This is a genomic window from Variovorax guangxiensis, from assembly GCF_003952165.1.
Taxonomy (GTDB): domain Bacteria; phylum Pseudomonadota; class Gammaproteobacteria; order Burkholderiales; family Burkholderiaceae_C; genus Variovorax; species Variovorax guangxiensis.
Genome location: NZ_RXFT01000001.1, coordinates 938,023 through 962,246 on the forward strand (window position 1 = coordinate 938,023; position 24,224 = coordinate 962,246).

A 24,224-nucleotide genomic window follows, 5' to 3' on the forward strand; every position below is an offset into this window, starting at 1 on the left:
ATGACGACCCGACCATCAACGCGCCTGTCGCCCACCGCGCAGCTTCTGTGCGCCCTGAGTCTTTGCGCCGTGCCCGCCGCGCAGGCCCAGGTGCTCAACCCCAACCTGTGTCCGGGCGGAACGCTCTACAGCAGCCGCGACGAGGGCGCCTATTCCGGCTTCAGCAGTGCGCGCGACGTGGTACAGGCCGACTGCCAGAGCAACATCGCCGGCGGCGCCGAGTCGCAGGCCGGCATCGACCTGAGTTCGGGCAACACGGCCATCGGGCGCTCGGCCACGGCCTATGGCGGCAATGCGTCGGCCTACGGCATTCGTGCCCAGGCCGCCGGCAACGGCGCGACCGCCATGGGCCTGAGCAGCAACGCGAGCGCGAACTCGGCCACCGCGATCGGCTCCTTCACCGAGGCCAGCGCCGGTTCGGCGCTGGCGGTGGGCAACGTGGCCAAGGCCAGCGGCGAATCCTCGGTGGCCCTCGGCTACCGCAGTGCGGCCTCGGCCGTGGAGGCGGTCTCCGTCGGCGCGGACAGCGCGGCCAGCGGGGAGCGCGCCGTCGCGGTAGGCAACGACAGCGAGGCGATCGGCGCGCGTGCCAGCGCCCTGGGCGTGAACAGCAAGGCCCGCGAGGAGCGCAGCCTCGCCGTCGGCGCCGACAGCGACGCCGGCGGGTTCGCCAGCATGGCGCTTGGCTCGGCATCGCGCGCGTACGGCGACGGCGCCATGGCGCTGGGCTACGCCAGCTTCGCCAACGCAGCCGGAGCGATGGCGCTGGGCCGCAACGCATGGGCCAGCGGCCAGAACTCGGTGGCCATCGGCGCCCAGAGCAGCGACGGCGGCCGCAGCAACGTGGTGTCCTTCGGCTCCACGGGCAACCAGCGCACGCTGACCAATGTCGCGGGCATCGAGGCCAGCGGCCAGGTCGATGCCGGCACGCTGTCCGTGGGGGGCGCCGCCGAGGTGGGCGGGCGGCTGGTCACGCTGGGCGGCATCGACAACCGGGGCGCAGGCATCCTCAATGCCGGGCGCATCGGCGGCGTCGTCGCCGGCGAGGTCAGCGCCACATCGAGCGACGCGGTCAACGGCGCGCAGCTGTACGGCGTGCGCACCACCGCCGAGCAGGCGCTGACCCTGGCGACGACGCAGGGCGCGCAGGTGATCGACATGACCCAGCAACTGCAGACGCACACGACGCAGATCCAGGCGCAGTCGGTGCAGCTGCAGGCGGTGGTGAACGGCCAGCTCGGCGTGTGCACCGTGAACGGCGGGGCGCTGCGCTGCTCGGTGCCCGGGCAGGCGGCGGCCAGTGCCAGCGGCATGGGGGCCGTGGCGGTGGGCATCGGCGCCTCGGCGCAGGGCGACGGCGCCCAGGCCATCGGCCGCGATGCACAGGCGCTCCACGCGGGCTCGCTGGCGATCGGCGACGGCGCGCGGGCCCTGGCCGACCCGACCACGGCCATCGGCGCGGCCTCGCTGGCCAGCGGAGTCAACGCCGTGGCGCTGGGCGCGAACGCCCGGGCCGTGGCGCCGGAGTCGGTCGCGCTGGGGCAGGGCTCGGTGGCGGACCGTCCTTCCACGGTGAGCGTGGGCAGCGCGGCGGCGCCGCGCCAGATTGTCAACGTCGCGCCCGGCACCCTGCCCACCGACGCGGTCAACCTCTCGCAGCTGGAGCGCACGAGCGCGCAGCTCGGCGCCCAGGTGCAGGCGGTGCGCGAGTTCGCGGCGCGCGGCGTCGCGCAGGCCATGGCCATGCCGTCGGTGCCGATGCTGCAGGCCGGCCGCCGCTGGGTCGGCGCCGCGGCGGCCCACTATGCGGGCCAGAGCGCGCTGGGGGTGGGCTTCGCGTACCAGCTCGACAGCAACTGGCAGGTGGGCGGCGGGCTCTCCGTCGCCACCGGCTCCGGCGCGCAGGTCGGGGGGCGGGTGCAGGCCGGCTATCAGTGGTAGCCGGAGGGCGCATCCGGCTCCGGGGCTATCGGGTCCAGCGCCAGTCCTCGATCTCCGGCATGTCCTTGCCGTGGCGGGTGATGTAGGCCCGGTGCTCCAGCAGTCTGTCGCGCAGGTGCTGCTGCACGTGGCCAGCGCTGTCGCACAGGCCCGGCACGCGGGCGATCGCGTCGGCGGCGAGGTGGAAGCGGTCCAGCCGGTTGAGCACCGTCATGTCGAAGGGCGTGGTGGTGGTGCCTTCCTCGCAGTAGCCGTGCACGTGGAAGCCGGGATGGTTGCGCCGCTTGTAGATCAGCCGGTGGATCAGCGCCGGGTATCCGTGGAACGCGAAGATCACGGGCCGGTCGATGGTGAAGATGGCGTCGAAGTCCGCATCGGGCAGCCCGTGCGGGTGGGCGTCCGGAGACTGCAGCGCCATCAGGTCGACCACGTTCACCACGCGCACCTTCAGTGACGGCAGCTTCTCGCGCAGCAGGTCGACCGCCGCCATCGTCTCCAGCGTCGGCACGTCGCCGGCGCAGGCCATCACCACGTCGGGCGCGCCGCCTTCGTCGTTGCTCGCCCATTCCCAGATGCCCAGGCCGGTGGTGCAGTGGCGGGCCGCCGACTCGATGTCCAGCCACTGGGGCGCGGGCTGCTTGCCGGCCACGATGACGTTCACGTAGTCGCGGCTGCGCAGGCAGTGGTCGACCACCGACAGCAGGGTGTTGGCGTCGGGCGGCAGGTACACGCGCACCACTTCCGCCTTCTTGCTGGCCACGTGGTCGAGGAAGCCCGGGTCCTGGTGGCTGAAGCCGTTGTGGTCCTGGCGCCAGACGTGGCTCGTGAGCAGGTAGTTCAGCGAGGCGATCGGCCGGCGCCAGTCGATGCCGCGCGTCACCTTGAGCCACTTGGCGTGCTGGTTGAACATCGAGTCGACGATGTGGATGAAGGCCTCGTAGCAAGAGAAGAAGCCGTGCCGCCCGGTCAGCAGGTAGCCCTCGAGCCAGCCCTGGCAAAGGTGCTCGCTCAGCACCTCCATCACCCGGCCGTCGGGCGAGAGGTTCTCGTCGCCCGGCCACACCTGCGCGGTCGTGGTCCGCCCGGTCACCTCGAACAGGGCCGAGAGCCGGTTCGACGCAGTCTCGTCCGGCCCCATCACGCGGAAGTTGCGCTCCCGTTCGCTGGCGCGCATGACCTCGCGCAGGAAGGTGCCAGCGACGCGCGTGGCTTCGGCGTCGGTCGCGCCCGGCGCCGCCACGGGCACCGCGTGCGCGCGAAAGGGCGGCAGCGCCAGGTCCTTCAGCAGCAGCCCGCCGTTGGCGTGCGGATTGGCGCTCATGCGGCGATTGCCCCTGGGTGCGATCGCGGCGATCTCGGGGCGGAGCGCGCCGTCGGCGTCGAAAAGCTCTTCCGGACGATAGCTCAGCAGCCAGTGCTCCAGCAGTTCGATGTGCTGCGGCTTGGCCGAGAAGTCGGTGAGCGGCACCTGGTGCGCACGGAAGGTGCCCTCGATCTGCACGCCGTCCACGTGGCGCGGTCCGGTCCAGCCCTTGGGGGAGCGCAGCACGATCATCGGCCAGCGGGGGCGCACGCGGAAGCCGTTGGCGCGGGCATTGGCCTGAATGGCGCGGATGCCGTCCAGCGCCGTGTCGAGCGCCGCCGCCATCTGCCTGTGCATGTCGGCGGGCTCGTCGCCCACCACGAAGTACGGTTCGTGGCCGTAGCCGCGCAGCAGCTGCGTCAGCTCGTCCTCGCCGATGCGCGCCAGCACGGTCGGGCCGGCGATCTTGTAGCCGTTGAGATGCAGCACCGGCAGCACCGCGCCGTCGCGCTCGGGGTTCAGGAACTTGTTGGAGTGCCAGCTCGCCGCCAGCGCGCCGGTCTCGGCCTCGCCGTCGCCCACCACGCAGCAGGCGAGCAGCGAGGGGTTGTCGAACACGGCGCCGTAGGCATGCAGCAGCGAATAGCCGAGTTCGCCGCCTTCGTGGATGGAGCCCGGCGTCTCGGGGGCCGCGTGGCTCGGAATGCCGCCCGGAAAGGAGAACTGGGTGAACAGCCGCCGCAGGCCCGCGGCGTCCCGCCCGACCTCCGGATAGACCTCGCTGTAGCTGCCTTCGAGCCATGTGTTGGCGACCACGCCCGGGCCTCCGTGGCCGGGGCCCGCGATGAAGATCGCGTCGAGATCCCGCGCGTTGATGGCGCGGTTCATGTGCGCGTAGACGAAGTTGAGGCCGGGCGTCGTGCCCCAGTGCCCCAGCAGGCGCGGCTTGATGTGCTGGAGCGCGAGCTTCTCGCGCAGCAGCGGGTTGTCCATGAGGTAGATCTGGCCCACCGACAGGTAGTTGGCGGCGCGCCACCAGGCGTCGAGCAGCGCGAAGTCGTCCGGAGCTGGCGGTTCGGTGGAAGAAGAGGCCATGTCGAAGTTCCCGGGGAATGGATCGACGCTCCAGTATGGGCACGTGGGCGCGCATCGGGTTGATGTCGGTCAAACCCGTAACAACCGATACAGGAAGCGCGGCTTTGTGTTGCCTTGATCCCGCGCAAACCCGGCAAGGCCGCGCCGCGCCAGCATTCGTTTCAGGCCCTTCGGGCCAGGAGTACACGCCATGAGCACCGAATTCACCTTCCCGCTGGCGCTGTGCAAGGCCCAGTACGGCATCTGGCTGCACGCGCTTTCGATGTTCGAGACGATCGGATCGCGGGTGCTGCAGGACTGCATCGCGCTGACCCGCGCCGAGACGGATGCGGTCATGCGCGCCGAGGACTGGCCCGCGCTGGCCATGGCGCCGATGCAGGTGCTGCGGCGCCAGGGACCGAATCTCTCCGCGCATGTGCCTGCGGCCACCCACGAGGCCGCGCAGGCCCAGCCCTCGCGAAAGGCCGTGGTGAGCGAGGCCCTGCACACGCTGCACGGTGCCCTGGCCTGCGCGCCTTCAGCGCACCGGATGAACGCCGGCCGCAAGGCCGCCACGGCAAGGCGGCAGGCATGATGCTTTCGACCATCTCGGTGCACCTCGACCACACCGAGTGCTGCGAGGTCCGCACCCGCCTGGCGGCGCGGCTCGCAAGGCTGCACGGGAGCCATCTGATGGGCATCGTGCCCACCTGGGCCCCGGCCGGAACAGGCCCGGCTCCGCGTGGTTCAGGAGATCTGGACCGCACGATCGCCGAGGCCTCGCTGCACCTGCGCAGGCGGGCCGAAACCGTCGCGCATGTGTTCCACAGCCGGATACGTCCTGCTGCGTCCTCCAGCGATGCACGGCTGGTGGACGGCGATCCGGTGCAGGCCGTGGTCCACCATGGCCGGGCCAGCGACCTGATCGTCGTCGGGCAGGCCGACGAGGCCGCGGCAGTGTGCGAGGCGGCGAATCGGCTGCCCGAGGACGTCATGCTGAATGCGGGGCGGCCGGTTCTCATCGTTCCGAGTGCGGTGCGCTGCGCCTCTGCGGACCTCGACAGGATCCTCGTGGCCTGGGACGGCAGCAGGGAAGCAGCCATGTCGCTGCGCGGCGCGATGCCGCTGCTGCGCAGTGCCACGCATGTCACGCTGCTGTCCTTGCGCAGGGAGCCCGCCGCAGCCTCGCCGCAGGCGCCCGACCCCGAGGACCTGAGCGGCTGGCTGCTGCGCCACGGCATCCAGGCCAGCGTGGAGCGCATGGTGACGCCGCTGCGCATAGCCGAAGCGCTGCTCGACCGCGCCGAGGTGCTCGCCAGCGATCTGCTCGTGATGGGAGGCTACGGCCATGCCCGCGTGCAGCAGCAGTTGCTGGGCGGCGTGACCCGCGAAGTGCTGATGCGCTCGGGCGTCCCCCTGCTGATGGCGCACTGACACGGCGCCTTCGTTGCCTCGCGGAGCCGCCGGTGCGAGGCTCGGCCCTGTGTTCAGGCCGGATGCGCGCCGGCCGGGCCGGACTCCGGCGCCGTCTGCCGCGGCGGCAGCACGATGAGCCTGTTAAGCAGCGTCGTCAGTCCTTCGGTGCGGCGCGCGGCCCGTTCCACGGCGGCGCGCCGGGCCTCGTCGGCCACCTGGCCGCGCAAGGTAACGACGCCGTCCTTGACGCTCACGTCGACGTCGCAGCCGTTGACGGCGGGGTCCCAGTTGAGCTGGGCGAAGACGTCGTGCCTGAGTTGGATGTCGGGGTTCATGGTCGTTCTCTCCGGCGATCGGGCACGGGCGTCACTTTCCTTCGGTGCCCGCGGGACGGGCCTTGCGCTTCGCCGCTTCGAGCGTGCGCGCCGAGGCGTCGGCGACTGCCTTGGCGGCCGAGCGCATGGCTTCTTCAGCCTTGCCGAGCGCTTCGCGCGTGGCCTGCGCGGCCTTCTCGGCTTCTTCCTTGCCGGCCTGCGCGGACCGGTTCACCGATTCTTCCGCCCGGGCGAGGGCCTCCCTGGATGCCTGGGCAGCCTTGCTGCTTTCTTCCTGGGCCGCGCGCGCGGCGTCCTTGCCTTCGTCGACCGCCTTGGCCGCCGATGTCGCGGTCTTTTCTTCCAGTCGCGTTGCCGCTTCGGCCGCCTTTCGCGCGGCCTGGCGAATGCCCTCGGCCAGGGCCCTCGATACCTTGCCGGCGGTGGCCTTGCTCTTGTCGGCGGCGGACTTGGCGGCATTCATGGCCTGGCGGGCGGCCTTTTCCGCGTCGCGCGCGGCCCGGCCGGCTTCCGCGCGCGTCGCGTCACCCGCTTTCTGCATCGCGCTCTCCGGCGGGCTGAGCTGTCCGGGCGCTGTGTAGTCGGCGGCGAATGCGCAGGCGCCGGCGGCGAGGGCCGCGGACGCCAGCAGGTTGCGCAGTGTGTCGGAGGTCATGCTTCTTCCTGTGGGTTGTTGTCGTGGAGATGTCTTGAGAAGGCGCCTTCAGCCCGGCGTCATCTTCGCGCGCACCAGCAATACGGGCACGGGGCTGCTGCGCGCCACGCGGTCGGCGTCGCTGCCGAGCGCCAGCCGGCTGAGGCCGCGCCGGCCGTGGGTTCCCATCACGATCAGGTCGCAGGCGGCCTTCGCGGCCTCTTCGGTCACGACCTCGGCGATCCGCTCCTGCGTGACTTCGCGCAGCACGGTCTCGGCCCCGACCCCGGCGGCCGTCGCCCTGGCCTGTGCGCGCGCGAGGATCGATTCGCCGTATTCGCGCGCCTTCTGCAGGCCGGTCTCGAAGCTGGAGACGCTCGACATCTCCATCAGCATCGGGAAGTCGTCGACCACGTGGAGCAGGCGCAGCCTGCTTCCGAGTTCGCCGGCCAGGCGGATGGCTTCCTGCAGGCCGCAGTCGGCCGTGGGGCTGCCATCCAGCGGAACCAGCACGTGCTTGTAGACGGACATGGGTTTCTCCTCGGGCCGCTTTCAACGAATGCCCGCCGCCGGCCCCGGCGCGACGGGCAGCCAGATTCTTCCGTCGCCCGCCCGGGCCGGGCTTGCGCCACATCAACATCGCCACGGCGGTGGCGGCGGCTTGATGTGTGTCAAGCCGCCCGGCGCGCGCGCATGGAGACTGAAGCCGAACCGCCATCTACCGAACACGACCGGACGCCGCCATGTCTCCCCGAATCCTCGTTCCGCTGGACAGCAGCATCGCCTCGCTGCGAGGACTCGACGAAGCCATCCGCCTCGCGGTGCGCGACAACTGCGCGTTGCGGCTCGTGCACGTCGTGGAGGCCGCGAGATACGACGACGGCGGCGGCAGGCCTGCCGGCGCGGACCTGATCCCGTGGATGGAGCGGGCCGGCGCGCAGATCCTGCAGCTGGGACGGGCGCGGGCCGAAGCGGCCGGCATCCCGGCGCAGACGCTGCTCTTCACCGCGCGGACGGCGTGCGTCGCGGACATCGTCGTCGAGCAGGCCAGGGCCTGGGAGGCCGGGCTGATCGTGATCGGCACGAGCGGACGGCGCGAGGGCCTCGGGCAAGCCGTGCAGGCAGCCGGCGCAGTTCCCGTGCGCCTGGTGGTGCACGGCGTGCAGGAGAGGGAGTCCGGCCCCGGGTCGGCGCACGAAGATGTCGCAGCTGCCGCCTGAGCCGCCGCGCCCCGCGTGGCCCGCGCGGCTGTGGAGGGCCGTGAGGCCCCGCATCGCCATTGCGCTTGCCGCCGTGGCCGTGATCGCGGCCGGTGCGTGGCTGGGTTCGCAGTTTCTGCTGGGGCCGAGCGTCGACGCGACGATGGTGGTGCGGCGCGACTTCGTGCAGTCGGTGGTTGCCAGCGGACACGTGGAGGCGCCGCATCGCGTGAACATCGGCGTGCAGGTCACGGGTGTCGTGAAGACCGTGCCCGTGGCGGAGGGCCAGCACGTGCGCGCGGGGCAGGTGCTGATCGAGCTCGAGAGCGCGGAATGGTCGGCCGCGCTCGCGCAGGCCGAGGCGGCCGTGTCGCAGGCGAGGGCACGGCTGAGGCAGCTGCGCGAGGTGCAGGCGCCGGTGGCGGCGCAGGCCGTGCGCCAGGCCGAGGTCAACCTGGACAACGCGCGTGCGCAGCTGCGCCGCAACACCGATCTGTTCCGCCAGGGCTTCGTCGGGCAGGCCGCGCTGGACGACCTGCGCAAGGCGGTGGATCTCGCCGAATCGCAGCTGCGCGCGAGCCGCAGGCAGCTCGAGAGCGCGAGCGACGGCGGCAGCGACCATGCGATGGCCGAGACCGCACTGGCGCAGGCGGTGGCGGGCGCGGCCGTGGCGCGCTCCCGCCTGGTCTATGCGACCGTCGCCGCGCCGGTGGAGGGCACGCTGATCGACCGCGCGGTGGAGCGCGGGGACGTGGTGCAGCCCGGCAAGGCGCTGATGGTGCTGTCGCCGGCCGGCAAGACGCAGCTGGTGGTGCAGATCGACGAGAAGAACCTCCAGATGCTCGCGCCGGGCCAGAAGGCCATCGCCTCGGCCGATGCCTATCCCGGCCAGCGGATGGTGGCCGAGCTGGTCTACATCAATCCGGGCGTGGACGTGCAGCGCGGCTCGGTCGAGGTCAAGCTCGACGTCGCGCAGCCGCCGACCTACCTGCGCCAGGACATGACGGTGTCGGTCGACATCCAGGTCGCGCAGCGGCAACAGGCGGTGCTGGTGGCGTCCGATGCGCTGCGCGACGCGGACCTTGCCGCCGCCTGGGTGCTGAAGGTCGAGGGCCGCCATGCGCGGCGCCAGCCGGTGCGCCTGGGGCTTCGCGGCAATGGCTTCGCCGAGGTGCTCGACGGGCTGCGGCCGGGCGACCTGGTGCTGCCGGCGAAGACGCCCGGCATCGGGGACGGCTCCCGTCTGCGCGCCACGGCCGTCTCGCCTGCGGACCTGCGCCCGCCGTCGCCGTGAGGCCTTGAAGCCATGAAGCCATGAAGAGCCGCTGGCTGCCCTTCGAATGGATCGTGGCGATCCGCTTCCTGCGCGAGGGGCGGATGCAGACGCTTTTCATCGTGGCCGGCATCGCGATCGGGGTGGCGGTGATCGTGTTCATGTCGGCGCTGCTCACCGGACTGCAATCCAACTTCATCCGCCGCGTGCTCACGGCGCAGTCGCACATCCAGCTGCTGCCGCCGAAGGAGGTGGCGCGCGCGCTCGGGGCGGCGGACGCGCTGGAAGACGCCGTGGTGCAGGCGCCGCTGCAAAGGCTCAAGTCGATCGACCAGTGGCAGTCGGTCGCGGCGCAGGTACGCGCCATGCCGGGCGTGGAGGTCGTCTCGCCCACGGCGAGCGGCTCCGCGCTCGCGATCCGGGGCGAGGCGAGCCGTGCCGTCTCTGTCAACGGCATCGATCCGGCGCAGTACTTCCTCATCGTGGCATTGCCCGAGAAGATCGTGCGTGGCAGCACGCGCCTCACGCCGGGCGACATCCTGATCGGCACCGACCTGGCGAGCGACCTGGGCGTGGGCATCGGCGACAAGCTGCGGGTGTCGTCGGCCAGCGGCGGCAACCAGACGCTCATGGTGACCGGCCTCTTCGACCTCGGCAGCAAGCCCGCCAACCAGCGCACCACCTTCGTGGCACTGCGCACGGCACAGAGCCTGCTGGGCCTCGTGGGCGGCGTCTCCAGCCTCGAAGTGAAGGTGAGGGACATCTACGCCGCCGACGTGATCGCGCAGCGCATCACCGCGGGCACCGGCGTGGAGGCCGACAGCTGGATCGCCACCAACGCGCAGTTCTTCACGGCGGTGCAGGCGCAGAAGACTTCGAACACCACCATCCGCTTCTTCGTCGGCCTGTCGGTGGCCTTCGGCATCGCGAGCGTGCTGGTGGTTTCGGTCGTGCAGAAGTCGCGGGAGATCGGCATCCTGCGCGCGATGGGCATCTCGCGCGGCCAGGTGCTGCGGGTCTTCCTGCTGCAGGGCGGGCTTCTGGGGCTGCTCGGTTCCCTGGGCGGTGCGGGCATGGGCTTGGTGGCGCTGCTGCTGTGGCAGCGCTATGCACTCAACCCCGACGGCACGCCGCTCTTTCCGCTGGCCATCGAGCCGGGTCTTTTCGTGGCTTCGCTGCTGCTGGCCACGCTGACAGGGCTGGTGGCGGCGTTCGCGCCGGCGCTGCGAGCGGCGCGTCTCGACCCGGTGGTGGCGATCCGTGGCTGAGCCTGTCGTCAGCCTGCGCGACGTGCACAAGGCCTTCAACCTCGGGCTGCCGAACGAGACGCAGGTGCTGCACGGCATCGACCTCACGCTGGCGCGTGGCGAGTTCTGCGCCGTCATGGGGCCGTCGGGTTCGGGCAAGAGCACGCTGCTGAACATCGTCGGGCTGCTCGACCGGCCCACCAGCGGTTCGCTGCGCATCTGCGGCGAAGAGACGCGCCTGCTCGACGAGCGTTCGCTCACGCGGCTGCGCGGGCACAACATCGGCTTCATCTTCCAGTACCACAACCTGCTTGCCGGCTTCACCGCGCTGGAGAACGTGGCGATGCCCATGCTCGGTGATGCCGGCTTCTCCAGGGACGACATGGCGCAGCGCGCGGCCGCGCTGCTGGAGAGCGTGGGCCTGGCGAAATGGCGCGACAGCATGGTCACCCAGCTCAGCGGCGGCCAGCAGCAGCGCGTGGCCGTGGCCCGCTCGCTGGCGATGGACCCGCCGCTGCTGCTCGCGGACGAGCCCACGGGCAACCTCGACACCAGGTCGGCGGACGCCGTCTTCGAGCTTCTGAGAAAAGCCAACCGCGAGCGCGGCATGGCGGTGCTCTTCGTCACGCACAACCCCGAGCTGGCCGGGCGCTGCGACCGCATCATCCAGGTGGTGGACGGCATGATCCGCGATTGATGCACGTCAATCCGGAGGCCGCGCGGATGCCCAGAATGGATGCGTGAAGAGCGGGCAGGCATCGATGTTGCAGACGCAGCCTTGCCCGGCAAGGAGCCATCCCGTGTACCGACGAATACTCGTTCCCATAGACGGCAGCCCGGCATCGGCCCAGGGCATCGAGGAAGCGATCCGCCTCGCCAGGCCGATGAGAAGCCGGGTGCGGCTGCTCCACGCCATCGACGATCTCTCGGTTTCGCGTGCCGGCTATGCCCACGACAGGTCGCAGCAGCTGCGCGAAGAAGCCTCGCGCATGCTCGCCCGCAGCGCCGAGCGAGTCCGTTCGGCCGGGGTCGAGGTCGACACCGTGCTCTACAACGAAACGGACGGCACCGTGGCCAGCCTCGTCGCGGACGAGGCGCGTGGCTGGCATGCCGACCTGATCATTGCCGGCACCCGAGGCCGGCGCGGCCTCGGGCAGCTGCTGCTCGGAAGCAGCACGGAGCGGATCGTGCGCGGCTCCAGTGTTCCCGTGCTGCTGGTGCATGCGGCCGTGGGCGAGCAGGCGACCGCCGGGTAGCGTCAGGACTGTCGACCGCGGCGCTCGACGAGTTCGAAGATGCCCATGCCCGCGAGCATCGCGAGCACGAAGACAAGGGCCTTGGCTTCGCCCATGCCCAGCGCGACGAGGCCCGGGCCGGGGCAGAGACCCGCGATGCCCCAGCCCACGCCGACGACCACGCTGCCGACGACCAGGCGCCGGTCGATCTCGCGTGAGGACGGCAGGCGCATCGCCGCGCCCAGCAGGGACATGCTGCGCCGCCTTGCCGCCAGGAACGCGACCGACCCGACGGCGATGGCGCCCGCCATGACGAAGGCCAGGGACGGGTCCCAGTGGCCGGCGAGATCCAGGAAGCCGAGCACCTTGGCCGGATTGGCCATGCCCGAGACGATGAGGCCGAGCCCGAAGACGAGTCCGGAGAGCAGCGAGGCGAGGGCGATCATGGCGTTCTCCTCAGATGCCGAGCAGATGGCGCACCACGAACACCGTGGCGAAGCCCGCGCCCATGAACGATATGGTCGCCACGAACGAGCGCGGCGACAGGCGGGAGAGGCCGCAGACACCGTGGCCGCTGGTGCAGCCGGAGCCGTAGCGCGTGCCCAGGCCGACGAGCAGGCCGGCCAGCACCAGCGTGCCGTAGCCGGCATCGATCTGCGGGCGGGGCAGTACCGCGAAGAGCAGGTAGAGCGACGGCGCGCCCACGAGCCCAAGCAAGAAGGCGGCGCGCCAGCCGATGTCGCCCTTCGAGGGCCTCAGCAGGCCCCCGAGCACGCCGCTGATGCCCGCGATGCGTCCGTTGAGCAGCACGAACATTGCTGCGGCGATGCCGATGAGCGCGCCTCCTGCCAGCGAGGCGAGGGGCGTGAAGTGGTTCCAGTCGATGGACATCATTTCTCCGGGGGGCAGTAGAGGCGATAGAGCACGCGGAGGATCTCCATGAGCGCCGGGTCGGTCACGCTGTAGAAGATGTTCTTGCCTTCGCGGCGGGTGTCGACCACGCCTTCGTTGCGCAGCACGCCCAGTTGCTGCGACAGCGTGGGCTGGTGGATGCCGAGCGTTTCCTCGAGGTCGCTGACGCACATCTCGCCCTGCGAGAGCTGGCACAGCAGCAGCAGCCGGTCTTCATTGGCCAGCAGCTTGAGTGCCGTGACCGCCTTGCCAGCGGCACCGCGCAGCATTTGGGGATCGATGGCGAGGGAGGATTTCTTCACGGGACGGGTTGACGTTTTCGATTTCAATATTATATTTAAATATATATTGTTTGTCTCGGGAACCGCCATGACCTCACGCACCACGATCCAGGGCTTTTTCGATCCCGCCACGGGCACGGTGTCCTATGTGGTGTGGGAGCACGCGGGCAGGCACGCTGCGGTCATCGATCCGGTGCTCGACTACGACTTCAGGTCGGGCCACACCGGCACCGCCTCGGCCGACAGGCTGCTGGCCTACCTGCGCGAGCACGCGCTGCAGCTCGACTGGATCCTGGAGACGCACGCGCATGCCGACCACCTGTCCGGCGCGCGCCACGTGCAGCAGCATGCAGGCGGAAAGATCGCCATCGGCGAGAACATCCGCGTGGTCCAGTCGACCTTCGGCAAGCTCTTCAACTTCGAGCGCGCCTTCCTGCCCGACGGAAGCCAGTTCGACCACCTGTTCAGGGACGGCGAAGTCTTCAGCATCGGCGAAGTGGAAGCCACCGCCTTGCTGGTGCCTGGCCATACGCCCGCGGACATGGCCTACCTGGTCGATGGCGCCGTCTTCGTCGGCGACACGCTCTTCATGCCCGACCTCGGCAGCGCACGCGCCGACTTCCCCGGCGGCGACGCCCGCCAGCTCTACGAGTCGATGCGCAGGCTGCTGGAGCTGCCGCCCGACACCGCCATGTACGTCTGCCACGACTATCCGCCGCCATCGAGGCAGGCCAGCTGGCAGACCACGGTGGCGCAGCAGCGTGCCCACAACATCCACGTGCGCGACGGCATCGGCGCCGACGAGTTCGTGGCGATGCGAACCGCGCGCGACGCGACGCTGGACGTGCCCACGCTGATCCTGCCGTCGATCCAGGTGAACGTGCGCGGCGGCCGGCTCCCGCCTGCCGACGACAACGGCGTCGCGTACCTGCGCATCCCGGTGGATGCGCTTGCCGTGCAGCGGCGCCCGGCGGGCGGATAACCGGTTGGCTCAGTGCGTCTCGGTCAGCTGATCGAGGATCGCCGGGTTCTCCAGCGTCGACACGTCCTGTGCGATCGCCTCTCCCCTGGCGACCGAGCGCAGCAGGCGGCGCATGATCTTGCCGCTACGCGTCTTGGGCAGATTGTCGGCGAAGCGGATCTCCCTGGGCTTGGCGATGGGGCCGATCTCCTTGCCGATCCATGCGCGCAATTCGGCGGCCAGGCGGTCTCCTTCCTTGCCCGCAGGGCGCGGCTGCTTGAGCACCACGAACGCGCAGATCGCCTCGCCCGTGGTCTCGTCGGGCCGGCCGACCACTGCGGCCTCGGCCACCAGCGCGGTGCATGCCACGAGCGCCGATTCGATTTCCATCGTGCCCATGCGGTGCCCGCTGACGTTGAGCACGTCGTCGATGCGACCTCCGATGGTGAAGTAGCGCGTGAGCCTGTCGCGCGCGGCGCCGTCGCCCGCCAGGTAATAGCCGCGCAGCTCCGGCGGAAAGTAGCTCGAGCGGTAGCGCGCGTCGTCGCCCCACACCGCGCGGATCATGCTCGGCCATGGCTTCTTGATGACGAGCAGGCCGCTCTCGCCGTCGGGCACGTCGTTGCCGGTCTCGTCGACGATGGCCGCCGCGATGCCAGGGAAGGGCAGGGTGCAGGACCCCGGCACGAGATCGGTGGCGCCGGGCAGCGGCGTGATCATGTGGCCGCCTGTCTCGGTCTGCCACCAGGTGTCGAGCACCGGGCAGCGGCCGCCGCCCACGTGCTGGCGATACCACTCCCAGGCGGCCGGATTGATCGGCTCGCCCACCGAGCCCAGCACGCGCAGGCTGCCGAGGTCATGGCGATCGGGGTGCACGGCCGGGTTGCCCTCGGCCGCCTTGATCAGCGACCGGATGGCGGTGGGCGCCGTGTAGAACACCGTGACGCGGTGCCGCTCGATCATCTGCCAGAAGCGTCCCGCGTCGGGGTAGGTGGGCACGCCCTCGAACACCACCTGCGTCGCACCGATGGCCAGCGGCCCATAGGCGATGTAGGTGTGGCCCGTGACCCAGCCGATGTCCGCCGTGCACCAGAACACGTCGTCGTCGTGCATGTCGAAGGTCCACTTGGTGGTGAGCGCCGCGTGCAGCAGATAGCCGCCGCTGCAGTGCTGCACGCCCTTGGGCTTGCCGGTGGAGCCCGAGGTGTAGAGCAGGAACAGCGGGTGCTCGGCGCCGACCCATTCGGGCTCGCAGCTGTCGCCCTGGGCCTGCGTGATCTCGTGCATCCACACGTCGCGCGCTGTCCACTCGATGGGCTCGCCCGTGCGCCGATGGACGACGACCGAGCGCACCGCCTCGCAGCCGCCGAGCGCGAGCGCCTCGTCGACCAGCGCCTTCAGCGGCAGTCGCTTGCCCCCGCGGACCTGCTGGTCGGCGGTGACGACCACCGTGGCGCCGGTGTCGGCGACGCGGTCGCGCAGCGCATGCGCGGAGAAGCCGCCGAACACCACGGAATGCACCGCGCCCAGCCGCGCGCAGGCCTGCATCGCCACGACGCCCTCGACCGACATCGGCATGTAGATGACCACGCGGTCGCCCTTGCGCACGCCGAGCGACTTCAGTGCATTGGCCATGCGGCAGGTCTGCGCCAGCAGCTGCGCATAGGTGGTGCGCGTGACCTGCCCGTCGTCCGACTCGAAGACGATCGCCACCTTGTCGCCCCGGCCAGCGGCCACCTGGCGGTCCAGGCAGTTCCATGAGACGTTGAGCGTGCCGTCCTCGAACCACCTGTAGTGCGGTGCGTCGCTGCTGTCCAGCGTCCTGGTGAAAGGCGTCTTCCAGCCGACGAACTCGCGCGCCAGGCGCGCCCAGTAGCTCTCGTGGTCGGCTTCCGCCTCGGCCACCAGCGCGTCGTAGGCGGCGCGGCCTGCGACGTGGGCGGTGCGGGAGAGCGCCTGTGGCGGCGCATAGGTGGGCAGGCGGGGCTGCGGATCGGGAGCGTTCATGTCTCGTGTCCTTCTGAAGGTTGCGAGATCTTGCCGGCGCACGACGGGAAAAGCTTGCGCCAGCGCAAGCCTCGCGCCGGTGCGTGCGTTCCTAATCCGCCCATCGCAAACAAGGAGACTCCATGGAAGACGACCTGGCCGCGCGCATCGCCGCCCACCCCAAGTACCAGCAACTCAAGCGCCGGCGCGACCGCTTCGGCTGGACACTCGCGGTGCTGATGCTCGCCGCGTACTACGGCTTCGTGCTGTTGGTGGCCTTCGACAAGGAATTCCTGGCGCGGCGCATCGGCGACGGCGTCATGACCCTGGGCATGCCGCTCGGCTTCGGCGTGATCGTGTTCACCGTGGCGATCACCGCCTACTACGTGCGCCGTGCGAACGCCGAGTTCGACGCGCTCTCCGATGCGGTGGTCAAGGCCGTGAAGGGGAACAAGCCATGAGCCTGCGTTCCTCGACCATCCTGCGTGCGCGATCCGCAGCGGTTTTCTGTGCACTGTCGGCCCTCGGTGCGGCGGCTCTCGCGGCCGGCGCCGACATGGGCCAGCTGCAGAAGCAGGCCACCAACTGGACCGCCATCGGCATGTTCGGCCTCTTCGTGGTGGCGACCCTCTTCATCACCAAGTGGGCTGCGGCGCGCACCCGCTCGGCGTCCGACTTCTACACGGCCGGCGGCGGCATCACGGGTTTCCAGAACGGGCTCGCCATCGCCGGCGACTACATGTCGGCGGCGTCGTTCCTCGGCATCTCGGCGGCGGTGATGGCTTCGGGCTACGACGGGCTGATCTACTCCATCGGCTTCCTCGTGGGCTGGCCGGTCATCACCTTCCTGATGGCGGAGCGGCTGCGCAACCTCGGCAAGTTCACCTTCGCCGACGTGGCGGCCTTTCGCTTCGCGCAGACGCCGGTGCGCATCTTCGCGGCCTCCGGCACGCTCGTGGTGGTCGCGTTCTACCTGATCGCGCAGATGGTGGGCGCGGGGCAGCTGATCAAGCTGCTTTTCGGCCTCGAGTACTGGGTGGCGGTGGTCATCGTCGGCTCGCTGATGATGGTGTACGTGCTCTTCGGCGGCATGACGGCCACGACCTGGGTGCAGATCATCAAGGCCGGCCTGCTGCTGGGCGGCGCGAGCTTCATGGCGATCTCTGTGCTCTGGCACTTCGGCTTCAGCCCCGAGGCGATGTTCGCGGGCGCAGTCAAGGTCAAGACCGACCTGGCGCTGAAGGACGGCAAGACCGCCGAGGTGGCCGCGAGCATCGGCCAGTCGATCATGGGGCCGGGCAATTTCGTGAAGGACCCGATCTCCGCCATCTCCTTCGGCATGGCGCTCATGTTCGGCACGGCCGGGCTGCCGCACATCCTGATGCGCTTCTTCACCGTGCCCAGCGCGAAGGAAGCGCGCAAGTCGGTCATGTGGGCGACCGGATGGATCGGCTACTTCTACCTGCTGACCTTCATCATCGGCTTCGGCGCCATCACCTTCGTGCTGACGAATCCGGACTTCCTCGACGCCAAGGGCCTGCTCAGGGGCGGCGGCAACATGGCGGCGATCCACCTGGCGAGCGCAGTGGGCGGCAACGTGTTCCTCGGCTTCATCTCGGCCGTGGCCTTTGCCACGATCCTGGCCGTGGTGGCGGGCCTCACGCTCTCGGGCGCCTCGGCCGTCTCGCACGACCTGTACGCCACCGTCATCAGGAAGGGCGACGCGGGCAGCGCGGCCGAGCTGCGGGTGTCCAGGATCACCACGCTCGCGCTCGGCGCGCTCGCGGTACTGCTGGGCATCGTTTTCGAGAAGCAGAACATCGCCTTCATGGTGTCGCTGGCCTTCGCCATCGCAGCCTCGGCCAACTTCCCGGTGCTCTTCATGTCGGTGCTCTGGAAGGGCTGCACCACGCGCGGGGCGGTGATCGGCGGCTTCCTCGGGCTGGTGTCCTCCGTGGCTCTCACGGTGGTGTCGCCCTCGGTGTGGGAGGCCACCTTCGGCAACCCGGCCGGTTCCTCGCTGTTCCCGTACACCTCGCCGTGCCTGTTCTCGATGAGCATCGCCTTCGTGGGCATCTGGCTGTTCTCGGTGCTCGACCGCAGCGCGCGTGCGCAGGTCGACCGGGGCGGCTTCCTGGCGCAGCAGGTGCGTTCGGAAACCGGCATCGGCGCGCACGGTCCGAGCGGGCACTGAACCGGTGTGTCGGGCGCGCGGGCGCCCGGCCTTGAGTCCGCGCCACCGGGCTCAGTCGGCGCCTATCAGTACCTTGACATGCGCCGCGGCGCTGCGGGCGAGGGCGCTCAGCGCATAGCCGCCTTCGAGGCACGAGATCACGCGCCCGCCGCAATGGCGCAGCGCCACCTCCATGAGCTGCCGGGTGACCCAGGCGTAGTCGTTTTCCACCAGGCCGAGGTTGCCCATGTCGTCCTCCCTGTGCCCGTCGAAGCCCGCCGAGACATACACGAGCTGCGGCGCGAAGGCTTCGAGCGCCGGCAGCCAGTGCCCGGTGACTGCCGCCCTGAACGCGTCGCCGCCCGAGCGCGAGGGCAGCCCGATGTTCACCATCCGCGGGCCGCTGTCGTCCTCGCCCGCGAAAGGGTAGATGCCCTTCTCGAAGATCGAGCACATGAGCACGCGTTCGTCGTCGCGGAAGATGTCTGCGCTGCCGTTGCCGTGGTGCACGTCGAAGTCGATCAGGGCCACGCGCTTCAGGCCGTGAACGTCCAGCGCGTGGCGGATGCCTACCGCCACGTTGTTGAAGAAGCAGAAGCCCATGGCCGCGTCACGCGTGGCGTGATGGCCCGGCGGGCGCACGTTGCAGAAGGCGGTGGGCGCCTCGCCGGCCAGCACAAGGTCGGTGGCCAGCACCGCGGCCCCGGCGGCGCGCAGCGCGGCCTGCAGGGTGTGCGGGTTCATCAGGGTGTCGGGGTCGACGAAGCGATGTCCCTCGGCGGGTGCCATCGCGACGAGTTCGCGCACATGCGACATCGTGTGGGCGCGCGCCAACTGGGCTTGCGTGGCAAGCGGGGCGTCGTACGGGGCCATGTAGTCGAGCAGGCCCGCGATCAGCAGACGGTCGTGGATGGCGGAAAGCCGCTCGGGGCTTTCCGGATGGCCCGCGCCCATGTCGTGGCGCGCGCAGTCTGCGTGGGTGATGTAGGCGCTCAGCATGCGGGCTCCTTGCTTCTTCGAAAGCCGGGCGGCCCTCGCGGGGAGCCCGCTGCCGGCGGCGCCGGTCGCGCGACGGCTACTGGATCTTCAGCGTGGTGCGGGCCGAGCCTTCGCGCTTGGGCAGCGTGAGGTGCAGCACGCCGTCCTCGAGCTTCGCCACGGCGGTCTTGTCGTCGACTTCGCTGGCCAGCGAGAAGCCGCGCGACATGCTGCCGCGATAGGTCTCGCGGACGATGGAGCGGCCTTGCTTCTTTTCCTCGTCCTTCCTGACTTCGGCCGAGATGGAGACGTAGCTGCCGTCGATGGAGACGCGCACATCCTCCTTCTTGGCGCCGGGAATCTCGGCGGTGACGAGGTATTCCTTGTCGTTCTCGTCGATGTCGAGCCGGATGTCGGCCGGCAGGTCGGCCCCGTCGATCAGCTGCAGGGGACGCGCCCAGCGGCGCATCATGTCGGGAAAGAGGTTTTCGATGCGGTCCAGGCGGGACAGTGCGGTGTTCATGCGCTTTGCTCCATGAGTGGGTTGGGGGAGCTTCAATCTAGGCGCTCGCCGCCGGAGTTCCGTTGCGCTGGATCAAGCGCAACGGCGGTCGCCGCGAGACGATGCGATCCATCGTCCACGATCGAAAAGGAGAGCCCCATGCGCCGGATTCCCTTCCTGTCCGAAGCCCGCCGCGCGGCCGCCCGGACCATGCCGGCCGTTGCGCTCGCGCTGGCGGCCGGTCCGGGGCTGTTCGGCGGCCCCGCCTGGGCCCAGTCCCGGGGCGAGCTGCTCTACAACACCAACTGCGTCGCCTGCCACAACGAGAAGATGCACTGGCGCGGCAGGAAGCTGGTCAACGACTGGGACAGCCTCGAAGAGCAGGTGCGGCGCTGGCAGCAGGCCTCCTCGCTGGGCTGGCGCGACCAGGACATCATGGAAGTCGCCCGCTACCTGAACGACCGCTTCTATGGCTTCACGCCGCCGAGCGCGACCAGCCTGCTCAAGCCCTCAGCTGCAGCACCATCCGGCGCAGGCCCGACGAGGGCGGCTCCGCCGGATCGGCCTTGAAGCCCATCGCGGCCGCGAGCTTCAGCATGCGGGCGTTCTCGCGCAGCACGACGCCCACCAGCCGTGCCGTGCCGCGGCTGCGCGCGTGCTCGATCAGCCGGTCGAACAGGATCGCGCCCAGGCCCTGGCCCTTGAGCTCGGAGCGCACGACGATGGCGAACTCGGCCTCGACGTTGTCGGGGTCGCTCACCGTGCGGGCCACGCCCAGCGTGCGGGCATGGCCCTGCGCATCGATGTCCTCGGCGATGAAGGCCATCTCCCGGTCGTAGTCGATCTGGGTCAGCCGCGCGAGTTCGCTGCGGGCCATTTCCTTGCGCACCGAGAAGAACCGCATGCGCATGTCCTCCGCGTCCAGCGACTCCAGGAAGCTCCGGTGCTGCGGCTCGTCCTCGGGCCTGATCGGCCTGACCACGATATCGCGCCCGTTCCATGTCTGCGTGCGCACCCACTGGTCGGGGTAGGGCAGTATCGCGAAGCGCCCGGTGCCGTGCGCCGGCATGCGCGACACCCGCATGCGCGCGTCGAGCGCCAGCGCCCCGTTCTCGTCGACCCACAGCGGGTTGATGTCCAGCTCCGCCAGCTGCGGCAGGTCGGCCAGCATCCGCGAGACCGCGACGAGCACGTCGTGCAGCGCATCGAGCCGGGCCGGCGGATGGTCGCGATAGCCCGCCAGCAGGCGCGACACGCGCGTGCGCGACACCAGTTCCGCGGCGAGCGCGCGGTTCAGCGGCGGCAGCGCGACGGCCGTGTCGCCTGCGACCTCGACGGCCGTGCCGCCATGGCCGAACAGGATCACCGGGCCGAAGACCGGGTCGACGCTGGCGCCGACGATGATCTCCTGCGCATGCGGGCGATGCACCGAGTGCTGCACGGTGAAGCCGTCGATCCGCGCCAGCGGCCTGGCGTTCCTCACCGCCTCGAGCATCTCGCCAGCCGCGACGCGCAGCGCGGCTTCGTCGCACAGGCCCAGCCGCACGCCGCCGACGTCCGACTTGTGCGTGATGTCGCGCGAGAGGATCTTCAGCGCCACCGGGTATCCCAGCCCCTTGGCAGCCTCGACGGCCGCCCCGGCCGTCGGCGCGACGGCGACGGTGGGCACCGTCTCGATGCCGTAGGCCCGCAGGAGCGACTTGGCCTCCTGTTCGCCGAGCCATTCGCGCTGCTCGGCCAGCGCCGAGCCCAGCGTGGCGCGCACCGCGGCGGCGTCCGGCACGGCGCCGTTGCCGGCGCCCGGCGTCTCCATCAGGATCTCCTGGTTGCGCCTGTAGGTCTGCAGCATCGCGAAGGCGTGCACCGCCTCTTCGGGCGTGGCGTAGTCGGCCACGCCGGCATCCTCGAAGAGCCTGCGCGCCTGGGCCACCGCATCGTCGCCGAGCCAGGCGCTCATCACGCGCGAGGCGTGGCCGCGCACCAGCGGCAGGCAGGCGCGCGCGATGTCCTCGCTGCGCACGATGGCTGTGGGCGCATGCATGAAGAGCACCGCGCCGGCCGACGCGTCGGCCAGCAGCGCGCCGAGCGTCTCGGCGTAGCGTTCGGCCGGAGCGTCGCCGATGATGTCGATGGGGTTGGCGCGCGACCAGTTCGCCGGAAGCAGCGCGTCGAGGCGGGCGAGCAGCGCGCAGCCGGGGTCGGCCAGCGCCACGCCCTCGCGCGCGGCCGCGTCGGCCGCCATCACGCCGGCGCCTCCGCCATTGGTCATGACCGTGAGCCTGCCGTCGCCGTTGCCCCGGAAGCGCGACAGGGTTTCCGCGGCGACGAAGAGCTCCTGCAGCGTGTCGACGCGCAGCATTCCGGCGCGCCGCAGCGCGGCGTCGTAGACCGCGTCGGAGCCCGCCAACGCCCCCGTGTGCGAGGCAGCGGCGGCAATTCCGTGGCCGGCACGTCCGGCCTTCAGCACGATCACCGGCTTGTTGCGGGCCGCCGCGCGCGCGGCCGACATGAACTTGCGCGGCGATTCGATGGACTCCACGTACAGCAGGATCGATCGCGTGCGCGCATCGCTGGCGAGGTGGTCGAGCAGGTCGCCGAAGTCGACGTCGCAGTGCTCGCCCAGCGAGACCAGGTGCGACAGGCCCACGCCGCGGCTGCGCGTCCAGTCGAGCACGGCCGTGACCAGTGCGCCCGACTGCGAGACGAAGGCCACGTCGCCCGCCAGCGCGTCGGTGTGAGCGAAGCTGGCGTTCAGGCCGATGTGGGGGCTCAGCAGACCCAGGCAGTTGGGGCCCAGCAGCCGCAGGGTGAAGGGGCGGGCCGCATCCAGCGCGGCCTGTTTCTGCCTCGGGTCCAGGCCGGCCGTGATGATCACCGCCGCGCGGGTGCCCAGCGCGCCCAGCTCGGCGACCAGCGGCGCCACGGTGGCCGGGGGCGTGCAGATCAGCGCCAGGTCGGGCGCGGCGGGCAGGTGCGCCGCGTCGGGGAAGACGGGCACGCCGTCCAGCGAGCCATGTTTCGGGTTCACCCCGTGCACCGCGCCCTTGAAGCCGCCGGCGCGCAGGTTGCGCCACACCGTGGCGCCGACGCTGGCGGGCCGGTTGGAAGCGCCGAACACGGCGACGGAGGCCGGCGACAGCAGGCGGTCCAGGTGGCGGATGCTCATTGCGTTGAAGGCGGCATGAGTGGCGGGGCACGCCATCGTGCAAGGTGCAACGGCCCGCCGGCTTGATGCACGTCAACCCGTCGCGCCGGCAAGGGCGCAAGCTCCGTGGCCGAGGAATTCGCCATGGATACCCGTTCGCCCGGAGCCGTGCCCGATGCCGCCGATATTTGATCCGTGGCAGGCGTACGTGATCGCGGCCGAGGTCTCGATGGCCACGAACGCGGGCGCGGGAGCGCTCGCCGCGCTGCGCTCGCAGAGGCTGGCGGAACTGGTCGCCGCCGCGGCGGCCCATTCGCCGCGGTACCGGCGCCTGCTGGCCGGCTGCGATCCGGCCACGGTGCGGCTGGAAGAGTTGCCGGTGTCCCGCAAGGCGGAACTGATGCACGAGTTCGCCGACTGGGTCTGCGACCCGGTGCTCTCGCTGCCGGCACTGCGCCGCTTCGTCGCCGAGCCGGCGAACATCGCGGCCGACTGCCTCGGGCCCTACACGGCATGGGAAAGCTCGGGCAGCACGGGCGAGCCCGCGATCTTCGTGCAGGACGCGCGCGCGATGGCCGTGTACGACGCGCTGGAGGCGCTGCGCCGGCCGCTGCTACGGCCCCTCGACCGGCTGTTCGACCCATGGAGCCTGACCGAGCGCATCGCCTTCGTGGGCGCGACCGGCGGGCATTTCGCGAGCACCGTATCGGTCGAGCGGCTGCGCCGCCTGCAGCCCGGCCTTGCGCCGCGCCTGCGCGGCATGTCCTTCCTGCAGCCGCTGGAAAGGCTGTGCGCCGAGATCGATGCGTTCGGCCCCACGGTGGTGGCCACCTATCCCAGCGCCGCCATCGTGCTCGCGCAGGAGCGGGAGGCCGGCCGGCTGAAGGCCTCGCCGCGCGAGATCTGGACCGGCGGCGAAACGCTTTCCGAGGCAGGCCGCGTCTTCCTGAGGGAGGCGTTCGCCTGCCCGGTGGCCAACAGCTACGGCGCGTCGGAGTTCCTGTCGCTGGCCTTCGAATGCTCGCGGGGCGTGCTGCACCTGAACAGCGACTGGGCCATCCTGGAGCCGGTCGACGCGCACGGCCGGGCGGTGCCGTCCGGCCACGCAGGAAGCACGACCCTGCTGACCAACCTGGCCAACCACCTGCAGCCGCTGATCCGCTACGACCTTGGCGACCGGGTCAGGCTGCTGGCCGAGCCCTGCGGATGCGGATCGCACCTGCCGGCCATCGAGGTGCACGGCCGCGACGACGACACGCTGTGCCTGCCCGGCGGCGCCGGCATGCCGGCGGTGCAGGTGGTGCCGCTGGCGGTGAGCACGGTGCTCGAGGAGGAGGCCGGCCTGTTCGACTTCCAGCTGGTGCAGCAGGGGCCGCGCGACCTGCTGCTGAAAACCCGTGCAGTGGGAGAGAAGGCGCAGCGGACCCTGCACAAGGCCCGCGAGGCTCTCGCGGCGTTCCTCGAAGCACAGGGAGCGAGGGGCGTGCGCATCCAGTGCCGCGCGGGCGAGAGCACGAAGTGCGGGCGCAGCGGCAAGTTCCGGCGGGTGGTCTCGCAGGCCGCAAAACCGGGCGGCGGGTGTTGACCTGCATCAAGGTCCGCGCCGCGGCGGTCCGCAGAATCGCCGGC

The 24,224-nt window shown here is 70.6% G+C and carries 24 protein-coding genes; 13 read left to right on the top strand and 11 right to left on the bottom strand.

Annotated features, from left to right (window positions below):
• Entirely contained in the window at positions 1–1,941 is a 1,941-nt protein-coding gene (locus EJP67_RS04495) for a YadA family autotransporter adhesin (protein WP_165909547.1), read from the top strand.
• Positions 1,942–1,966: 25 nt separating this feature from the next.
• Here EJP67_RS04495 and EJP67_RS04500 read toward each other — a convergent pair whose 3' ends face one another.
• Complete coding sequence (locus tag EJP67_RS04500; RefSeq protein ID WP_126019841.1) at positions 1,967–4,339, bottom strand: phosphoketolase family protein; 2,373 nt, start codon at positions 4,337–4,339, stop codon at positions 1,967–1,969.
• 190 nt (positions 4,340–4,529) lie between these two features.
• Here EJP67_RS04500 and EJP67_RS04505 point away from each other — a divergent pair, with 190 nt between their 5' ends.
• Together EJP67_RS04505 and EJP67_RS04510 are read left to right on the top strand one after the other, a co-directional pair.
• Positions 4,530–4,913 (top strand): hypothetical protein, encoded by a 384-nt coding sequence (locus EJP67_RS04505; RefSeq protein WP_126019843.1) that lies wholly within the window; start codon positions 4,530–4,532, stop codon positions 4,911–4,913.
• A complete protein-coding gene (locus EJP67_RS04510) occupies positions 4,910–5,752 on the top strand; it encodes a universal stress protein (protein WP_126019845.1) in 843 nt (280 codons plus the stop codon). Before EJP67_RS04505 ends, EJP67_RS04510 begins: the two co-directional genes overlap by 4 nt.
• A 53-nt stretch (positions 5,753–5,805) precedes the next feature.
• On the opposite strand, the gene EJP67_RS04515 is transcribed toward EJP67_RS04510, so the two are convergent.
• From EJP67_RS04515 to EJP67_RS04525, 3 genes are read right to left on the bottom strand one after another with little or no spacing between them, the layout of a single operon-like run.
• A complete protein-coding gene (locus tag EJP67_RS04515; protein WP_126019847.1) occupies positions 5,806–6,069 on the bottom strand; it encodes a BON domain-containing protein in 264 nt (87 codons plus the stop codon).
• Positions 6,070–6,100: 31 nt separating this feature from the next.
• Positions 6,101–6,724 (bottom strand): hypothetical protein, encoded by a 624-nt coding sequence (locus tag EJP67_RS04520; RefSeq protein ID WP_126019849.1) that lies wholly within the window; start codon positions 6,722–6,724, stop codon positions 6,101–6,103.
• 48 nt (positions 6,725–6,772) lie between these two features.
• On the bottom strand, positions 6,773–7,234 hold the full coding sequence (locus EJP67_RS04525; RefSeq protein WP_126019851.1) for a universal stress protein: 462 nt from the start codon (positions 7,232–7,234) through the stop codon (positions 6,773–6,775).
• 212 nt (positions 7,235–7,446) lie between these two features.
• On the opposite strand from EJP67_RS04525, the gene EJP67_RS04530 reads away from it, so the two are divergent.
• The 5 genes from EJP67_RS04530 to EJP67_RS04550 all read left to right on the top strand — a co-directional run bounded on the left by EJP67_RS04530 (position 7,447) and on the right by EJP67_RS04550 (position 11,678).
• Entirely contained in the window at positions 7,447–7,923 is a 477-nt protein-coding gene (locus tag EJP67_RS04530; protein WP_126019853.1) for a universal stress protein, read from the top strand.
• Positions 7,924–7,963: 40 nt separating this feature from the next.
• Complete coding sequence (locus tag EJP67_RS04535) at positions 7,964–9,196, top strand: efflux RND transporter periplasmic adaptor subunit (protein WP_240650492.1); 1,233 nt, start codon at positions 7,964–7,966, stop codon at positions 9,194–9,196.
• Between the two features lie 20 nt (positions 9,197–9,216).
• Complete coding sequence (locus tag EJP67_RS04540) at positions 9,217–10,443, top strand: ABC transporter permease (RefSeq protein WP_126019857.1); 1,227 nt, start codon at positions 9,217–9,219, stop codon at positions 10,441–10,443.
• Entirely contained in the window at positions 10,436–11,119 is a 684-nt protein-coding gene (locus tag EJP67_RS04545) for an ABC transporter ATP-binding protein (RefSeq protein ID WP_126019859.1), read from the top strand. Before EJP67_RS04540 ends, EJP67_RS04545 begins: the two co-directional genes overlap by 8 nt.
• Positions 11,120–11,222: 103 nt before the next feature.
• Positions 11,223–11,678, top strand: a complete 456-nt coding sequence (locus EJP67_RS04550; protein ID WP_126019861.1) for a universal stress protein — start codon at positions 11,223–11,225, stop codon at positions 11,676–11,678.
• Between the two features lie 2 nt (positions 11,679–11,680).
• Here the strand turns inward: EJP67_RS04550 and EJP67_RS04555 are convergent, their stop codons facing one another.
• The 3 genes from EJP67_RS04555 to EJP67_RS04565 are packed head-to-tail and all read right to left on the bottom strand — an operon-like array spanning position 11,681 to position 12,838.
• A complete protein-coding gene (locus tag EJP67_RS04555) occupies positions 11,681–12,103 on the bottom strand; it encodes a DUF6691 family protein (protein WP_126019864.1) in 423 nt (140 codons plus the stop codon).
• Between the two features lie 10 nt (positions 12,104–12,113).
• The gene (locus tag EJP67_RS04560) at positions 12,114–12,548 is read right to left on the bottom strand and encodes a YeeE/YedE family protein (RefSeq protein ID WP_126019867.1); all 435 of its coding nucleotides are present in this window, start codon (positions 12,546–12,548) and stop codon (positions 12,114–12,116) included.
• Positions 12,548–12,838, bottom strand: coding sequence for an ArsR/SmtB family transcription factor (locus EJP67_RS04565; RefSeq protein ID WP_240650531.1), 291 nt, complete (start codon positions 12,836–12,838; stop codon positions 12,548–12,550). Before EJP67_RS04565 ends, EJP67_RS04560 begins: the two co-directional genes overlap by 1 nt.
• Before the next feature lie 100 nt (positions 12,839–12,938).
• Here EJP67_RS04565 and EJP67_RS04570 point away from each other — a divergent pair, with 100 nt between their 5' ends.
• Positions 12,939–13,832: an MBL fold metallo-hydrolase gene (locus EJP67_RS04570; RefSeq protein ID WP_126019873.1), complete on the top strand. Its 894-nt coding sequence runs from the start codon at positions 12,939–12,941 to the stop codon at positions 13,830–13,832.
• Positions 13,833–13,841: 9 nt separating this feature from the next.
• On the opposite strand, the gene acs is transcribed toward EJP67_RS04570, so the two are convergent.
• On the bottom strand, positions 13,842–15,818 hold the full coding sequence (gene acs / locus EJP67_RS04575) for an acetate--CoA ligase (protein ID WP_126019875.1): 1,977 nt from the start codon (positions 15,816–15,818) through the stop codon (positions 13,842–13,844).
• Positions 15,819–15,940: 122 nt separating this feature from the next.
• Between acs and EJP67_RS04580 the strand changes: the two genes are divergently transcribed.
• Both EJP67_RS04580 and EJP67_RS04585 read left to right on the top strand, forming a co-directional pair.
• Positions 15,941–16,258, top strand: coding sequence for a DUF485 domain-containing protein (locus tag EJP67_RS04580; RefSeq protein ID WP_126019879.1), 318 nt, complete (start codon positions 15,941–15,943; stop codon positions 16,256–16,258).
• Complete coding sequence (locus EJP67_RS04585) at positions 16,255–17,991, top strand: cation acetate symporter (RefSeq protein WP_126019882.1); 1,737 nt, start codon at positions 16,255–16,257, stop codon at positions 17,989–17,991. The genes EJP67_RS04580 and EJP67_RS04585 overlap by 4 nt, the downstream gene beginning before the upstream one ends.
• A gap of 51 nt (positions 17,992–18,042) precedes the next feature.
• On the opposite strand, the gene EJP67_RS04590 is transcribed toward EJP67_RS04585, so the two are convergent.
• The gene (locus EJP67_RS04590) at positions 18,043–18,969 is read right to left on the bottom strand and encodes a histone deacetylase family protein (protein WP_126019885.1); all 927 of its coding nucleotides are present in this window, start codon (positions 18,967–18,969) and stop codon (positions 18,043–18,045) included.
• A gap of 76 nt (positions 18,970–19,045) precedes the next feature.
• Positions 19,046–19,471, bottom strand: coding sequence for an Hsp20/alpha crystallin family protein (locus tag EJP67_RS04595; RefSeq protein ID WP_126019888.1), 426 nt, complete (start codon positions 19,469–19,471; stop codon positions 19,046–19,048).
• A gap of 138 nt (positions 19,472–19,609) precedes the next feature.
• Between EJP67_RS04595 and EJP67_RS04600 the strand changes: the two genes are divergently transcribed.
• Positions 19,610–20,020, top strand: a complete 411-nt coding sequence (locus tag EJP67_RS04600) for a cytochrome C (protein ID WP_126019891.1) — start codon at positions 19,610–19,612, stop codon at positions 20,018–20,020.
• Here EJP67_RS04600 and EJP67_RS04605 read toward each other — a convergent pair.
• Positions 19,953–22,616 (bottom strand): bifunctional acetate--CoA ligase family protein/GNAT family N-acetyltransferase, encoded by a 2,664-nt coding sequence (locus EJP67_RS04605; protein ID WP_126019893.1) that lies wholly within the window; start codon positions 22,614–22,616, stop codon positions 19,953–19,955. The two genes, EJP67_RS04600 and EJP67_RS04605, sit on opposite strands and share 68 nt — an antisense overlap.
• 154 nt (positions 22,617–22,770) lie before the next feature.
• Between EJP67_RS04605 and EJP67_RS04610 the strand changes: the two genes are divergently transcribed.
• Positions 22,771–24,180, top strand: coding sequence for a phenylacetate--CoA ligase family protein (locus EJP67_RS04610; protein WP_126019895.1), 1,410 nt, complete (start codon positions 22,771–22,773; stop codon positions 24,178–24,180).
• Positions 24,181–24,224 lie beyond the last annotated feature (44 nt).